Here is a 15,923-nt window from a genome sequence, read left to right as displayed (position 1 = left end):
GAGCCGCGAGCGACCACGGACCTCACCCGGCCGGGCCTCCGGTGACCAGGGCGAGCAGGCCGGCTTCGTCGAGCAGGTCGACCGGGCGCAGGGTCAGTCCTGCGGCGACGTGGTGGAAGCCGGCACTGACCCGCTCCACCGGCACCCCGGTCAGCCGGGACCAACCCAGCCGGTAGGCGGCCAGCTGGACCCCGGCCGCGGCGAGCTCGGCGGTCCCCGGCACCGGACCGGTCTTCCAGTCGATGACCTCGTAGCCGCCGTCCGGGGTGGCGTAGACGGCGTCGATCCGGCCGCGCAGGGTCAGCGGCCCCAGCGGTGTCTCGAACGGCGCCTCGACGTCCACCGGCTGCCGATCGGCCCACTCCCCGGCCAGGAACGCCTGCTGCAGCGCGGTGAGAGCGGCGTCGGGGGCCGCCCCGGCGTCCCCGCTGCCGGGCAGCTCGTCCAGGTCGATCAGCCGGGCGGCCCCGAACCGTTCCTCCAGCCAGGCGTGGAAGGCGGTGCCCCGCCGGGCCAGCGGCGCCGGAGCCGCCGGCATCGGTCGGCGCAGCCGACGGGCCAGCTCGCCGGGGTCACGGCGCAGCGCGACCAGCGCGGAGACCGACAGGTGGGTGGGCAGCGGGACGTCGACCGTGCCGCGGGAGTGCTCGGCCCGCTCGCGCAGCAGCAGGTCGGCATCGCGCAGCCAGTCGGCCACCAGCGGGTCGTCGGTCGCGCCGAGGGCCTCGGTGGTCAACGGGTGCGGCTGGGTCGCGGCGACCAGGTCGGCGGCGGCGGTGAGCGAGCGGCGCCGGCCGGCCGACAGCGGGTCGGCCGGCCAGACGCCCACCGGCCACTCGGCCAGAGCCGGGTTCTCGGCGTCCTCCGCCGGGGGCTCCGCCCACGAGTCGACGACGCCGGCGCCGTCCTCGCAGGCACCCTTGACGGCCAGCAGCAAGGACGACGGGCCGCAGACGGTCTTGCCGTCGCGCCACCAGCTGCCCGAGCACAGCAGCAGGCGCTTGGCCCGGGTCACCGCGACATAGCCGAGCCGGATCTCCTCGGCCAGGCCGAAGTCCTTCCACTCCTCGACGTAGTCCTCCAGGGCGTCACGGACCGCAGCCTGGTCGCCGGAGCCGGGGACCGGCAGGTGCAGCCGCGGCAGCTCGGCGCGGTCGGTGGCCCGCAGGTCGACCGGGACGGCGCCCGGGTCGCGGATCCAGGAGTCCGAGGCGTCGCCCTTGGCCGGGAACTGGCCCACGGTCATCCCGGGCACCGCGACGACGTCCCACTCCAGCCCCTTGGCCGAGTGCCCGGTGAGCAGCTGGACCGCCTCCGGGTTGACCGCCACCTCGCCGGGCTCAAGCCCCCGCTCCCGCACCTCGGCGTCGGCCAGGTAGCCGAGGAACGCCGGCAGCGAGGGCAGCTCGGCGAGCTCGGAGAACTCGGCGGCGACCTCGTGCAGCGCGTCCAGGTGGGTCCGGGCACCGCCGGGGGTCACGTCCGGGTGGCTGGCCAGCTCGGTCTCCAGGCCGAGACTGCGGACCACCTCGTCGACCAGGTCGGGCAGCGACTCACCCAACCGGGACCGCAGCCCGGACAGCTCGTTGGCCAGCCGCCGGAGCCGCCGGTGCCCCTCCGTCGAGTACGCCTCGGGGCGGCCGAGGTCGTCCAGCGCCTCGACGATGCTGCCGCGCTCCCGGGGCAGGACCGGGCTCGCCGGGGCACCGGCCTGCGGCGGGGTGCCGTCCTCGACCGGTTCCGGTGACGGGCTGCGGCGCTCCCGGACCAGCGCCCGGGACCGCGCCTCCAGCGCCGCCAGGTCGCGTGGCCCGATCCGCCAGCGGGCGCCGGTCAGCAGCCGGCCCAGCGCGTCGCCGGCGCTCGGGTCGACCAGCACCCGCAGCGTGGCGACGACGTCGGAGACCTCGGGGACGTCGAGCAGCCCGCCCAGCCCGACCACCTCCACCGGCAGGCCCCGGGCGCGCAGCGCGGCGGCGATGCCGGGCAGCTGGGCCCGGCGCCGGGCGAGCACGGCGATGGTCGGGCGCGGCACACTGCCCTCCTCCGGACTGCCCTTCCAGCACTGCTCGAGCCGGTCAGCGAGCGCCGCGGTCTCCTCGGCGACCGTGTCGTACAGCCCGCAGTGCACCGCGCCGACGCCGGCGACCGGCGAGGGCTGCAGGTCCGGCAGCGGCTGCTCGGGCTCGGGCAGCGCGGCGGCCACCGTGTTGGCCACGGCCAGCACCGCCCGGTCGTTGCGCCAGCTGGTGGACAGGGTGAGCCGCTCGGCCGGGCGCTCGGGGGTCCCGGGGAAGGTGCGGGCGAACCGCTCGATCGTCCCGGCGGAGGCGCCCCGCCAGCCGTAGATGGACTGCCGGGGGTCGCCGACGGCCAGCACCGGGTGCCCGCCGGGCCCGCCGAAGAGCGCCTCCAGCATCCGCAGCTGTCCGACGCTGGTGTCCTGGTACTCGTCGAGCAGCACGACCCGCCAGCGGGCGCGCTCCCGCCGGCCCACCTCCGCCGAGCTGACCGCGACGCGGGCGGCCAGGGAGACCTGGTCGGCGTAGTCGATCGCCCCGGCCGCACGCTTGCGCGCCTGGAACGCCTCGACCATGGGCAGCAGGGCGACCCGGGCCCGCTGCCGGGCCAGCAGCTTGAGCACCTCGGCGTACGGCCCCTTCTTCCGGCCGGCGTCGGGGTAGCCGCGCAGTTGGGACTCCCACCGCGCCGTCCAGGCCCGCAGGGCGTCGGGGGTGATGTCGTGCTCCCCCAGTTCGGCGGCGAGCTGGAGCACGTCCTCGGTGGTGGTGACCAGGCCCAGGGCGACGTCGCTCATGTCACCGGTGTGCGCGGCCACGGCGGTGGCCGCCTGGCCCCAGCACATGGCCGGCCCGAGCACGCCCGAGCCGGGCTCGACCCCGATCCGCAGCCCGTGCTCGGCGACGATGCTGGCCGCGTAGCCGTGGTAGGTCGCGACCGTCGGCGCCGCCACGGCGAGCCGTTCCCGCAGCCCCGGGTCGGTGTCCGGGTGCTCGGCCAGGGCGCCGAGCCGCTTGCGCACCCGGGCGTTGAGCTCGCTGGCCGCCTTGCGGGTGAACGTCAGGCCGAGCACCGCCTCGGGGGCGACGAGCTGGTTGGCGACCAGCCAGGCGACCCGGGCGGCCATCGTCTCGGTCTTCCCCGACCCGGCGCCGGCGACCACGACCAGCGGCCGGTCGACCGGAGCCGCGACCACGCCCGCCTGCTCCGGGGACGGCGAGTGGCCGACGCCGCTGCGGACCGCGGTCTCGGCCGGCGTCAGCAGGCGCGGGGGCTCTGGTGCGACCACCGGCACCATCCCGGGCAGGTCGAAGCTCAGTTGCCCGTCGGAGGCGACGGTCCGCGGTGTCATCGGGTCACCTGCCGACCGGACTCCTGCATCGGGCAGCTGCGGCGGAAGGCGCACCGCTCGCAGTCGGTGTCGGTGCGTGCCACGAACTCCCCGGCTCCCATCCCCTGGCCGACCTCGGCGATCAGCTCGCCCGCCCAGCTCACCCGCGGGTCGACGTCGGCGGGCAGCGGCGCCTGCACGTGCTCCTTGGCCGCCTTCTGCGAGCCGCCGACCTGCAGCAACGCCGCCCCTCCGGTGGCTGTGCCGTGCTCGGCGAAGGCGCCCTCGGTGACGGCGAGCTGGTAGGCCGCCAGCTGCCCGTGTTCCTCCACCGCCCGCGGCGCGGTCTTGCCGGTCTTCAGGTCCACGACGACCAGCCGGCCCTCGGCGTCCCGCTCGAGGCGGTCGACCTGCCCACGCAGCCGCGCCCGCCCGACCGTGACGTCGAAGTCCTCCTCCGCCGCGACCAGCTCCCGATCGGCGCGGGCGTGCCAGGCCAGGAACTTGGTCAGCATCTCCTGGGCCCGGTCCCGCTGGCGCTGGTCGAACCAGCCCGGCCCCAGGTCGAGGCCGTCCAGCTCCGTGTCCAGTGCAGCGGGCGCCGCTGCGGGCGGCAGCCCCTCGGCCACCTGCTGGGCGACGTCGTGCACTGCGGACCCCACGGTGCGGGTGGCCTCGGGGGCCGCCTCGGCGCCGACCGCGCCGAGCACCCAGCGCAGCGGGCACCGCTGGAAGGTGTCGATCGCCGAGGGCCGGACGGGCACCACCTCGGCCGGGTCGACCAGGGGCGCATCGTCGGACAGCGGGGCCAGCCCCCACCAGCCCGCCGGGTCGGCCCCGGGCACCCGTTCCTCGGCCAGCCGGCGGAGCACCGCAGCCGCGCTGGCGCGGCGGGCCGGCGCCGTGTGCGGGTCGGTGAGGTGCCGGCGCAGCTCGGCGACGAGCGCGGGGAGGGTCAGCTGCCGCGGCAACGGGGTGTGCGGCCGGGCGCCGTCCCCGTCGGCCGGGGGCGGCACCACGAGGTCCAGGAAGCGCGAGGCGGTCGCGCCGGCGTCGCCGCCGTCCAGTGCGCCGTCGACGGCGGTGACCAGCAGCCGGCGGCGGGCCCGCGTGCAGGCCACGTAGAACAGCCGCCGCTCCTCGGCCATCGCCTGGGTGCGCCGGTCCAGCGTCGCCGGGTCGGTCCCACCGGCGGCGTCGACCAGGTCCTCGGCGCCGAGCAGGCTCACCCGACTGCGCAGGTCGGGCCAGACCCCCTCCTGGACGCCGGCGACGCACACCAGGTCCCACTCCAGGCCCTTGGCCGCGTGCGCGGTCAGCAGCCGCACGGTCTCCCCCATCGGTGCCCGCGCGGCGCCGCTGTCACCGGGCAGCTGCTGGGCGCCCAGGTGCTGGACGAACGCGGCCACGGTGGCGTGCGGGAGGCGGTCGACGAAGCCGGCGGCGGCGTCGAACAGCGAGACGACGGCGTCCAGGTCACGGTCGGCCACCGCTCCCGGCGGACCCCCGGCTGCGCTCGCCCGTGCCCACCGGGTGGCCAGGCCGCTGGCCTGCCACATCGCCCACAGGACGTCCTCGGCGCTGCCGTCGGCCGCCAGCGCGAGCCGGCCGGCCGACAGCACCCGGGCCACCCGCAGCGCCGGCCGGGCCAGGTGCTCGGGCAGCGCGTCGAGCAGGGTGGCGTCGGCCAGCACCGCCGCCAACGGCGCCCCGCGGACCGCCAGGTCCTCGCCCCGCATGGCGAGCTCCCGGCGGACGGCGCGGCGCAGCCGCCGGAGGTCCAGCACCGTCGCCCCACCCAGCGGGGAGGCGAGCAGGGCCTCGGCGCCGGGCTCCTCCAGTCCCGTCTCCGGCGGCGGCTCGCCCTCGGCAGCTGGTGCACCGGGGGCCGGCAGCAGCGCGGTCAGCCCGGCCAGGAACGGCTGGACGGCTGGCTGCCCGGCGAGCGCGACGTCGTCCGCGGAGACGGCCGCCGGCACCCCGGCCTGGCTCAGCGCCCGGCGGACCGGGCCGAGGCCGGCGGTGGCCGACCGGACCACCACCGCCATCTGCGACCACGGCACGCCGTCCAGCAGGTGCGCGCGGCGCATGGTGTCGGCGAGGAAGGCGGCCTCCGTGGACGGGGAGTCGAAGACGTGCACCTCCGCGGCGCCGGGGTCGGTGTGCTCGCCGGCCGCCAACCGGCGGTGCTCCCACGGCCCGGGCAGCCCCTCGGCGACCCGCCGGCTGACGCTGAGCAGCTCGGTGCCCGAGCGGCGGCAGACGCCCAGGGACAGCCGGTCGGCCGGCCGTCCGTCGCGGTGCCGGAAGCGGCTCGGGAAGTCGATGATCCCGCGGGGCTCGGCCCCACGGAACGCGTAGATCGCCTGGTCGGGGTCGCCGACGACGACCAGGTCGCCACCACCCCCGGCGAGCAGCTCGACCAGCTCCACCTGCGCGGGGTCGGTGTCCTGGTACTCGTCGACGAACAGCCAGCCCGCCCGCTCGCGCTCGGTGCGCAGCAGCTCCGGGTCGCCGTGGAGCTCGTCGATGGCAGTGCGGACCAACTCGGCCGGGTCGTACCCGGAGGCCCCGCCGCGCGCGACCGTGGCGAAGTACGAGACGTCCTGGTACTGCCGGAGGAAGTCCGCGGCCGCCTCCCAGTGCGGCAGCCCGCGTTCACGGCCCCAGGCGGACAGCCGCCGGCTGTCGATGCCGCGTTCGGTGGCCCGCAGCAGCAGCTCGCGCAGCTCGTCCCGGAAGCCGTCGGTGCCCAGCGCGGCGGCGAGCTCCGCGGGCCAGCGGACGGCGCCCTCCTCGTCGGCGTCCCCCCGCAGCAGCTCGGCCAGCACGGCGTCCTGCTCGGCGGAGGTCAGCAACCGCGGCGCGGGCTCACCGCGGAGCACCGCGGCCCGGCGCAGCACCCCGAAGGCGTAGGAGTGGAAGGTGCGGGCCACGGGCTCGCGGATGGTGCGCCCGACCCGGGCGGTGATCCGGGTCCGCAGCTCGGCGGCGGCCTTGCGGCTGAAGGTGAGCACCAGCAGCCGCTCGGGGTCGGCGCCGGCGTCGATCCGTGCGGCGACCGCCTCGACGATCGTGGTGGTCTTCCCGGTGCCGGGGCCGGCCAGGACCAGCAGCGGCCCACCCCGGTGGTCGACCACCGCCTGCTGGGTCGGGTCGAGCTGCGGGCGGACCACCGGCTGCGGCTCCGGCTGCACCAGGCGGTACACCGGCCCTGCCGACGACGACCCTGCCCACGACGGCCCGGCCGACCCGGCCGACCCGGCCGACGGCTCCGCCGTGACCACCGCTGCGCTCCCCGTCTCCCCCCGCACGTCCCGATGAGACCACGGGGGTACGACAGTCCGGCTCAGGCGTCGTCCGGCCAGCCCGCGGCGGCGAGGTCGACCCGGGCACCGCGCAGCGGCACGCCCTCCCCGGCCAGCAGCTCCAGCTGCCGCACCCGGACCGGTTCGGCCGCCGTCCCGTCCGCGCGCACGACCCGGTGCCAGGGCACCGCCGCCCCACCGGCGGAGAGCGCACGGGCGACCCGGCGCGGCCCCACCCCGACCAGCCGCCCGATCGCGCCGTAGGTGCTCACCCGCCCCGGCGGGATCGACTCGACCACGTCGTACACGGCCTCGTCGACGTCCTCCGGCGGGTGCGCCTCGGGGCCGGTGCCTCGCACGGTGCCGACCTCAGCCGGTGAAGTAGCTGTTGACCGTCCACCACTCGTACAGCGCGGCGACGTCGTCCTGCGTCGTCCCCGGTGCGTGGACGGCGCCCTCGACCAGGTGCTCGTCGTCGGTCCACACGATCACCACGTCGCCGTCGGGCAGCAGGGCGCAGGCCACCAGACCACCGGTGACGCCGCTGGGGTACGTCCACTCGCCGTAGCCGGTGGTGGTCGAGCAGTCGCCCCCCTCGGGCAGCTCCCCGAGCCGCAGCTCTGCGGCGTCGTCGGCGAACACCGAGGTCAGGGTGGTCTCGTCCGGGTACTCGTAGTAGACGGCACCGGCTGGGCCGGGCTGGGTGAGCGCAGGCCCGCAGACGGCGGCCGCGAGGTCCCCGTCGCCCTCGAGCTGTTCCTCCTGGCAGTCGGTGAAGTCGCTGGGGAGCTGCGCCAGCAGGTCCGCCGGGGCAGGGGTCGGCGAGGAGGACGACGACGGCGCGGTCGACGAGCTGCCGGCGCCGGCCGTCGGCACGGGGTCGTCCTCGTCGTCCCCGGTCAGGGTCAGGGTCAGCACCACCGCGACGAGGACGAGCAGCACGATCGCGGCGATGATGGCGAAGACCGTCACCCGCTTCGTGCGCTCGTCGTCACCGCCACCGGAGGCGGTCGACCCGCGCTGGTCGGGGGCGCCTGGGTACGGCGACTGGCCGGGGGCGCCGTACCCGCCCGGCGGCTGAGCGGGACCGGGCGCCCCCCAGGGCGCGGGCTGACCGGGCGGGTGCCCCCATCCGCCGGGCTGGCCGGGTGGCTGACCCCAGCCACCCCCGGGCTGCCCCGGTGCCGGTTGACCCCAGCCGCCGGGCTGGTCCGGCGGCCGGCCCCAGCCACCGCCCTCCGGCGGCTGTCCACCCGACGGCGAGGGCCCGTCCGCGCCGGGCGGGGGCGGACCCTGGGGTGGCTGGCTCATCGTGGGACCTCCGGCTCGGCTGTGTCGGGACGGCAGCCTAGGCCGTGCGGGTCACCCGAGGTCCGGATGCCGACGGCGCGTTGCCGATGGCCGGGGGCCGGTCAGGTCCGGCGACCGAACCGGGCCAGCATCCGGGTCTGCAGGTCCGCACCCGGCGGGACCGCGACCGGGGCGTCGAACGCGCCGGGCACGTCGTCTCCGCCCAGGTGCTCCTCGGCGTGGCGGAACGCCTCCGCCACGAGCTCGGGGTCCAGGACGGTGTCCCCGCCGACCGCCCGCGCGAGGTCCCAGGCGTGCACGGTCAGGTCGACGGTCATCTGGGTCAGGTGGTCCCTGGCCGGTGCCGGTCCGGCGGGCAGCCGCACGGTCCGGGACAGCGCGTCGTCGGCGGCCCAGGCCGTCAGCGCGGCGTCGGCTGCGGACTCCCACGCCGACAGCGGGTCCCCGCCCAGCAGCTCGGCCGGGTCGGTGGGGACCTGCGGGCCGACGGCGTCCGGGGACTCCCCGGCCAGCAGCAGCGGGACCCACAGCTGCTCGCCGGTCAGGTGGGCCACCAGGTCCGCGACGCTCCACTCCGGCAGCGCGGGGGCATCCCACTCACCCGGCTCGACGGCGTCCACCCGGTCGGTGAACTGCGCCTGAGCACGCTGGAACCGCATCAGCAGGTCGGCACGGCGGGGATCGGGCATGCCCTCAGTAGAACGCAGCCGGGCCCCGGCACGCGCAGTGGCGTACCGGGGCCCAGCCCGGCCTCGTCTCAGGGTCCCGTGGCGCGCGGAGCGTGTCGCGGGGGGAGACGAGGTCCTTCTAGTACGTGGGGAGTGCCTTGTCGATGCGGGTGGCCCACGCGGTCACGCCGCCCTGGACGTGCACCGCGTCCTTGAAGCCGGCGTTCTTGACCGCGGCGAGCGCCTCGGCCGAGCGGACGCCGGTCTTGCAGTGCAGCACGATCGGCTTGTCGTTGGGCAGCTGCGCCAGCGCCCGGCCGGACAGGATCTCGTCCTTGGGGATCAGCGTGGCACCCGGGATGGAGACGATCTCGTACTCGTTGGGCTCCCGGACGTCGATCAGCGCGAAGTCCTTGCCGGCGTCCATCATGTCCTTGAGCTCGTCGACGGTGATCGTCGAGCCCGCGGCGGCCTCCTGGGCCTCCTCGGAGACGACGCCGCAGAACGCCTCGTAGTCGATGAGGCCGGTGATCGGCTCGCCCTCCGGGTCCTTGCGGACCTTGATCTCCCGGAAGGTCATCTCCAGGGCGTCGTAGACCATCAGCCGGCCCAGCAGGGTCTCGCCGATGCCGGTGATGAGCTTGACCGCCTCGGTGGCCTGGACGGCGCCGACGGTCGCGCAGAGCACGCCCAGGACACCGCCCTCGGCGCAGGAGGGGACCATCCCGGGCGGCGGCGGCACCGGGTAGAGGTCGCGGTAGTTCGGCCCGTGCTCGTTCCAGAAGACCGACACCTGGCCGTCGAACCGGTAGATCGACCCCCAGACGTAGGGCTTGCCGAGCAGCACGCAGGCGTCGTTCACCAGGTAGCGGGTGGCGAAGTTGTCGGTGCCGTCGACGATCAGGTCGTACTGGCTGAAGATCTCCTCGACGTTCTCGGAGTCCAGCCGGGTCTCGTGCAGCCGCACGTCGATCAAGGGGTTGATCTCCTTGATCGAGTCACGGGCGCTCTCGGCCTTGGACCGGCCGACGTCGGACTGCCCGTGGATGATCTGGCGCTGCAGGTTCGACTCGTCGACGGTGTCGAACTCGACGATGCCGAGCGTGCCGACACCGGCGGCGGCCAGGTACATGAGCACCGGCGAACCGAGGCCACCGGCACCGACGGCCAGCACCTTGGCGTTCTTGAGCCGCTTCTGCCCGTCCATCCCGACGTCGGGGATGATCAGGTGGCGGCTGTAGCGGCGGACCTCGTCGATCGACAGGTCAGCGGCGGGCTCCACCAGGGGTGGCAACTGCACGGAGCGCTCCTCACACGACTGTGGTCACAGGGCTGACCGGCTCCAGGGGCCGGTGTCCTGATCTGCCCAACAGCGTGGCACGTGGTCCTCTTCCCGCGTCCGGCCCGGGGTCATCCGTGCAGGTCCCGCCGTCGGTACCCGGCCAGGCCCCCGGCAGCGAGCGCTGCGGCGACCACCAGCAGGCCGACCAGCCCGGGCACGTCCACCGGTTCGGCGGGCACCGCCGCCACGTGGGCGAAGGGCGACAGCCCGCGGACCCAGCCCGGCCAGGCCAGGGTGTCGGCGAGCACCAGCAGCAGGTAGCCGCCGGCGGCCGGCAGCACCCCCAGCGGCAGGACGGCGGCCGGTGCCCACGCCAGCGCCGCGACCGCCGCACCCAGGCACACCGCCACGATCGGCAGCACGTTCAGCACCCCCGCCAGCGCCGCACCGGCGGACAGGTCCGCGCCCACCCAGGTGGCGCCCAGCCAGGTCGCCAGCCCGGCGGCACCGGCGAGCAGGACGGCGCCGGTGGCCACGCCGGTCAGCTCGGTGGCCAGCCAGCGGACCCGGCCCACCGGCAGCGAGTAGAGCAGCGTGAGGCGGCCGACGACCTCGTCGGCCGCCGTGGCGGCGACCCGGCTGGCGACGAACGCACCGACCGGCACGGCCAGCAGGGTGAACAGCGAGGCCACGTAGCCGTGCACGCTGCCGAGCTCGGCGAAGCCGGCCTGGGCGGCCAGCTCGGCGAAGCGCGGGTTCTCGGTCAGGAAGTCGGTCATCGTCGTGGCCAGCAGCCCGATGAGCAGGAAGTAGGCGACCACGGCGGCCCCCCAGCCCACGACCGGGCGGCCGGTGTGGCGGGCCGCCAGCGCGGGCAGCGACCGCAGCTCCCGGGTGCCGGGTGCGACGGCGCCGGGGCGGCGCCACGGCCCGCTGCCGACGTCCCGGCGGGTGGCGACCGTCGCCGCGGCCGCGACCAGCAGGGCGACGGTCCCGGCCAGCACGACCAGCGGCAGCACCCGGTCGGCGGCGAACGGGGCGCTCCGGCCGAGCAGGCCGAACGGGCTCAGCCAGTGCAACCACCCGAGCGCGGGGACCCCGTCGGCGACCATCCGGGCCAGCAGCCCGGCCAGCAGCACCCCCACCGCCAGACCGGCGGCGGCCCGGCGCTCGGCCAGCAGCTGCGCGGCGAGCGCACCCAGCGCCGCGCCCACCATGCCGGTGCCACCGATGAGCGCACCGAACAGCACGGCGCCGGTCGTCGCGGTGCCGGCCAGCAGCAGGCCGGCGGCCGTCCCGGCGCCGACGAGCGCGGCCGCGCCGAGGAGCACGGCCAGGTGCCGCAGCAGCACGGCCGGCAACCGCAGCCGGCCGGCCAGCAGGAGGTCCCAGCGGCCGGCCTCCTCCTCGCCCCGGGTGACCCGGGTCGCGGCGAGCGCCGCCCAGACGCCGACGAGCACCGCGATCGCCGTCCCGGTGCGCCACACGGTGAAACCGCCCGGGTCGTCGAGGGCGACCGGCGGGCCGAACAGGGTGCGGATGGCCGGGTTCTGCGCCAGCGCCGCCAGCGACGCCCCGGCCAGCTCCTGGTCCAGCTGCCGGTGCTGGACCGCGACCAGCGCCGGCATGCCCGCGGCGACCCCGGTGACCAGGACGGCGCCCCGACGAACCGACCGCACGGCCAGTGCGGTCACCACCCGGCCGGCCGCACCCGGCTCCGGCGCCCTCCCCGCCGCGGACGTCGTGGGGGCGGCCGCGGTGCCGGCGGTCATGCCCGCAGCTCCTCGCGCGAGGACCGGTGGTCGCCGTAGAAGTCGAGGAAGAGCTCCTCCAGGGAGGGCTCGCGCACGTCGAGGGCGACGACGTCCATACCGGCCAGTGCCCGCAGCACCGGGGCGGGCGGCCCGGCCAGCGTCATCGTCAGCTCGACCGGCGACCGCCACTGCAGGTCGGCGACGCCGTCGACCCCGGCCAACCCGACTCCCGGGGCGACCGGCTGGGCCAGGGTGACGCTGATCTCCGAGCGGCGCAGCCGCCGCAGCTCCCGCAGCCCGGCGACCTCCACCAGCCGGCCCTGCCGCAGGATGCCCACCCGGGCGCAGACCGCCTCGACCTCGGCGAGCTGGTGCGAGCTCAGGAACACCGTCTGCCCACGGTCCGCGGCCTCGGTCACGCAGCGGCGGAACTCCCGCTCCATCAGCGGGTCCAGCCCACTGGTCGGCTCGTCCAGCACCAGCAGCGGCGCCCGGGTGGCGAACGCGGCGACCAGGGCGACCTTCTGCCGGTTGCCGGTCGAGTAGGTGCGTGACCGGCGGTCCGGGTCCAGGGCGAACCGCTCGACGAGCTCGGCCCGGTAGCCCAGGTCGGTGCCCGGGCCGACGCCGGCGAGCAGGTCCAGGCACTCCCGCCCGGTCAGCGCCGGCCAGAGCGCGACGTCGGCGGGGACGTACGCGAGGTGGCGGTGTGCCCGGCCGACGTCGTGCGCGGGGACGCCGAACACCTCGACGCGACCACCGGAGGGGCGCAGCAGCCCCAGGACCATCCGGATCGTCGTGGACTTGCCGGCTCCGTTCGGGCCCAGGAAGCCGAACACCTCCCCCGGGGAGACCGACAGGGAGAGGTCGTCGACGGCGACCGTCCGGGAGAACCGCTTGCTCAGGTGCTCCGCGCGCAGCGCGGGCCCGGCAGGCGCAGAGACGGGCATCGGAGCCCTCCGATCGCAGTCAGGAACACGACTGCCGACCAGGCTTCCCGGCGCACCAGCAGGGACCCTAGACCCGCTGCGCGTCCGCCGGGAGCCCTTCGAGAACGGCAGCTGGCCGCGGTGTGCTCCGGAGGGTCACGACGGGAACGGCCAGGCGTTCTTCACGCAGGTCTGCAGGCCGAGGGTCTGCTGCTGCATCACCGGGGCCAGCTGCCCGGCGCCGGGGCAGGGCTGGTGACCCTGGCCGAGGGCGTGCCCGACCTCGTGGTTGACCACGTACTGGCGGTAGGTGGCGATGTCCCCGCCGTAGTCGGGGACCGCGGTCTCCCAGCGGGCCAGGTTGATGACCGCCCGCTCGCCGTAGCGGCAGGACGTGTAGCCGCCGGTGCCGACGCCGGGGCAGTAGACCTCCATGCTGCCGGGGCTGACCAGGCTGACCCGGAACTCGTAGGCGCCGGCTGCGGCCTCGGCGGCACCCACCCGCTGGAAGGACAGCCGGCCGCCGTTCCCCCAGGACCGGGGATCACCGAGGGTGGCCTCGACGGCGGCGGCGAACGCGGCGCCGTCGACGCCGATGCCGTCCTCGATCTCCACGACGAAGCGCTCCAGCGGCCCGGTGCCGTACACCCCGGACGTGCCGTCGACCACGCTCACGCTCCCGGCGCCCTGCTCGACGTAGGTCGGTGCGGCGGCGACGGCCTCCGCCGGGGCCGACGTCGGTGTGCTGGACGCCGCGGCCGGCATCCCCTCCCCCTCGGCCTCGGTGACCTGCGGGGCGATCGGGGTGGCCGGTGCGGACACGTCGGCCGCGGCCGTCGACGTCGGGGCGGGCCCCGCGCCACCGCCCGGCCGGACGACGTCGACCAGGGTCACCAGGGTGGCGATGGCCAGCAACGGCACGGCGTAGGCCCGCCAGCCGTACCGGCGGACGAACCGGCGGAACCGGCCGCGCGGCAGCACGACGGGGCGCACGGAGCGGGCCGGGTCGCGGCGGGCGACCAGCGGTTCGGCTCCCGGCCGTCGTCCGGACGGGCGGCGTCCCGAGCTCGTCACGGCGGCCAGGATCTCATGACGCAGCGGCACCCCGGGAGACGCAGACCCGGTGCGGCGTCGTCCAGCGGAGGCCGGTCACACCTGTCCGGTGGGGAGGTCGGCACCGTCGGTGCGGTCCCGCTCGCACTCCCGTGCGGCGTCCTCGGCCAGGCCGAGCACCGCCCGCGCCGTGGGCTCCGGGGCCTCCAGCATCGCCAGGTGCCCGATGCCCGCCTGCACCTGCAACCGGGAGTCGGGGAGCACCTCGGCCAGTCTCGGTGCGAGCTCGGGGTCGACCAGCTTGTCCCGGTCGCCCCAGACCACCAGGGACGGCGCCCGCACCGAGCGGGCCATTCGCCAGGCGTTGGCCCGACCCACCCGCAGGTAGGAGCTCATCAGGCCGCGCAGGCTGCGGGTGAGCGCCTGGCCTGCCCAGGGCTGCTCGTCCCGGCGCCGGGTCTCCTCCACCGCCTCCGCGACCCGCTCCGGCGGCACCCGGCTCGGGTCGCCGAAGCACATCTGCAGCAGCCCGCGGACACGCTGCTCGGGGCTGGCGCCGGCGAGCCGCCGTTCGGCCAGCGCCGGGACGCCGGGCAGCAGCACCAGCGCGATCGCCCGGTCGAACGCCGCCGGGACCCGGTAGACCGGCATGGCGGCGGAGATCAGGGTGAGGGTCGCGACGAGGTCCGGACGGCGGGCCGCGACCCACACGCTGACCAGGCCGCCGAGCGAGTTGCCCACCAGGTGCACGGGGCGGCCCTGCCCGGGGCCGGGCCGGGCGACGATCCACTCCAGGACGTCGACGACCGCCTGGACGTGCCGGTGGATGGAGTAGCGGGGCGGCGGCGCCGACTGGCCGAACCCGGGCAGGTCCAGGGCCCAGCCGTCGAACCGGACGGCGAGCAACGCCGCCAGGTCGGTCCAGTTGGTCGAGGCGCCACCCAGCCCGTGGACGTAGAGCGCCCGCTCGTGCGGCGCCTCCCCCTCGACCGGGTCGCTGCCCGGCAGCGGGCCGCACCAGGGCGTGTGCCGGACGAAGACCTCGCCGCCGGTGATCGGCACCATCGCACCGGGCCAGGGCGGGAGGAGGGCACCGGGCCGCGGCAGCGGCACCGAGGACAGCCGGGCGTCGGTCACCCACCCGACGGTAGATCACCGCGCCGTGACGCCGCGGCGAACGGACCGGGGCCGGGCGTCGTCCGCGCGGCGCGCCGGTAACATCGCCGGGCCATGCGACCCAGCCGACCCGTACCCGTGCCGCCGGCCGCCCGCCGCACCGCCCGGCTGCCGCGCGGTGCCCGGCGCCTGCAGCTGCTGCGGGCCGCGCAGGACGTCTTCGTCGCCCAGGGGTTCCACGCCGCGGCGATGGACGACATCGCCGACCGGGCCGGGGTCAGCAAGCCGGTGCTCTACCAGCACTTCCCCGGCAAGCGGGAGCTCTACCTGGCGCTGCTGGAACAGCAGGTCGACGAGCTCACCGACCGGGTGCGCGAGGCGATGGCCGGCACCGAGGACAACCGGGAGCGGGTCGACGGCGCGGTCGGCGCCTACTTCGACTTCGTGGACGCCGACGGCGAGGCGTTCCGGCTGGTGTTCGAGTCCGACCTGCGCAACGACCCCGACGTCCGGCGGATCGCCGACCGCGGCGCCCGGCAGTGCATCGAGGCGATCGCCGAGGTCATCGCGATGGAGACCGGCGCGGACCCCGAGCGGGCGCTGCTGCTGTCCGCGGGGATGACCGGGCTGGCCGAGACGAGCGCCCGGTGGTGGCTGGCCCGCAAGGGCACCGTGTCCAGGGACGAGGCCGTGGCGCTCGCGTCGTCCCTGGGCTGGCGCGGCATGTCGGGCTTCCCGCTGCGTGAGGATCCCGACGGCCCGTCCACGTTCGCTGACGGCTGACCGGCTGGACCCGATGCCTGCCGCCGGGCTGGACTAGCGTGGGTGGCCAGTAGCCGGACCTGAGGAGGCATCCCCGCGTGGAAGTAAAGATCGGTGTCCAACACTCCCCCCGCGAGCTGGTCATCGACAGCCCCAAGAGCCCGGACGAGATCGCGGCCGAGGTGTCCAAGGCCATGACCGGCTCCAAGGACGGCCTGCTCACGCTGGTGGACGAGCGCGGTCGGCGCATCGTCGTCCCGACCGACCGGATCGCCTACGTCGAGATCGCCGAGGCCGACCAGCGCCGGGTGGGTTTCATCAGCAGCTGACCGACCCGTTCCGCAGGAACCCGTACGACCTGACAGGGCGTCGCCGCACCGCGGCGGCG

At 76.3% G+C, this 15,923-nt stretch carries 12 protein-coding genes; 2 read left to right on the top strand and 10 right to left on the bottom strand.

The genetic code is table 11. The features are described 5' to 3' along the window. Nucleotides 1-22: 22 nt before the first annotated feature. From O2W18_RS15735 to O2W18_RS15690, 10 genes are all read right to left on the bottom strand, one after another. Entirely contained in the window at nt 23-3,373 is a 3,351-nt protein-coding gene (locus O2W18_RS15735; protein WP_269188409.1) for an ATP-dependent helicase, read from the bottom strand. Then, the gene (locus tag O2W18_RS15730) at nt 3,370-6,561 is read right to left on the bottom strand and encodes an ATP-dependent helicase (protein ID WP_269188408.1); all 3,192 of its coding nucleotides are present in this window, start codon (nt 6,559-6,561) and stop codon (nt 3,370-3,372) included. The genes O2W18_RS15735 and O2W18_RS15730 overlap by 4 nt, the downstream gene beginning before the upstream one ends. 140 nt (nt 6,562-6,701) lie before the next feature. Next, complete coding sequence (locus O2W18_RS15725; RefSeq protein ID WP_269188407.1) at nt 6,702-7,019, bottom strand: MGMT family protein; 318 nt, start codon at nt 7,017-7,019, stop codon at nt 6,702-6,704. A 10-nt stretch (nt 7,020-7,029) separates the two neighbouring features. Beyond that, entirely contained in the window at nt 7,030-7,632 is a 603-nt protein-coding gene (locus tag O2W18_RS15720; RefSeq protein WP_269188406.1) for a hypothetical protein, read from the bottom strand. A 440-nt stretch (nt 7,633-8,072) separates the two neighbouring features. Beyond that, the gene (locus O2W18_RS15715) at nt 8,073-8,660 is read right to left on the bottom strand and encodes a TIGR03086 family metal-binding protein (protein ID WP_269188405.1); all 588 of its coding nucleotides are present in this window, start codon (nt 8,658-8,660) and stop codon (nt 8,073-8,075) included. 118 nt (nt 8,661-8,778) lie between these two features. Further along, nucleotides 8,779-9,939, bottom strand: coding sequence for an adenylyltransferase/sulfurtransferase MoeZ (gene moeZ / locus O2W18_RS15710; RefSeq protein ID WP_269188404.1), 1,161 nt, complete (start codon nt 9,937-9,939; stop codon nt 8,779-8,781). A 110-nt stretch (nt 9,940-10,049) separates the two neighbouring features. Beyond that, a complete protein-coding gene (locus O2W18_RS15705; RefSeq protein WP_269188403.1) occupies nt 10,050-11,693 on the bottom strand; it encodes a hypothetical protein in 1,644 nt (547 codons plus the stop codon). Then, nucleotides 11,690-12,625 carry an ABC transporter ATP-binding protein gene (locus tag O2W18_RS15700; protein ID WP_269188402.1) on the bottom strand — a complete coding sequence of 312 codons (936 nt, stop codon included), beginning with the start codon at nt 12,623-12,625 and terminating at the stop codon, nt 11,690-11,692. The genes O2W18_RS15705 and O2W18_RS15700 overlap by 4 nt, the downstream gene beginning before the upstream one ends. 135 nt (nt 12,626-12,760) lie before the next feature. Then, entirely contained in the window at nt 12,761-13,678 is a 918-nt protein-coding gene (locus O2W18_RS15695; RefSeq protein WP_269188401.1) for a DUF3152 domain-containing protein, read from the bottom strand. Between the two features lie 75 nt (nt 13,679-13,753). Then, on the bottom strand, nt 13,754-14,794 hold the full coding sequence (locus O2W18_RS15690; protein WP_269188400.1) for an alpha/beta fold hydrolase: 1,041 nt from the start codon (nt 14,792-14,794) through the stop codon (nt 13,754-13,756). A 93-nt stretch (nt 14,795-14,887) separates the two neighbouring features. Here O2W18_RS15690 and O2W18_RS15685 point away from each other — a divergent pair, with 93 nt between their 5' ends. Both O2W18_RS15685 and O2W18_RS15680 read left to right on the top strand, forming a co-directional pair. Further along, complete coding sequence (locus O2W18_RS15685; protein ID WP_269188399.1) at nt 14,888-15,556, top strand: TetR/AcrR family transcriptional regulator; 669 nt, start codon at nt 14,888-14,890, stop codon at nt 15,554-15,556. 77 nt (nt 15,557-15,633) lie between these two features. Then, nucleotides 15,634-15,864: a DUF3107 domain-containing protein gene (locus O2W18_RS15680; protein ID WP_036340369.1), complete on the top strand. Its 231-nt coding sequence runs from the start codon at nt 15,634-15,636 to the stop codon at nt 15,862-15,864. Nucleotides 15,865-15,923: the final 59 nt, after the last annotated feature.

The organism is Modestobacter sp. VKM Ac-2983 (assembly GCF_026967885.1).
Classification (GTDB): Bacteria; Actinomycetota; Actinomycetes; order Mycobacteriales; family Geodermatophilaceae; genus Modestobacter.
Note: the sequence above shows the minus strand (reverse complement) of the source record. Positions and strands in the feature narration are given on the sequence as shown.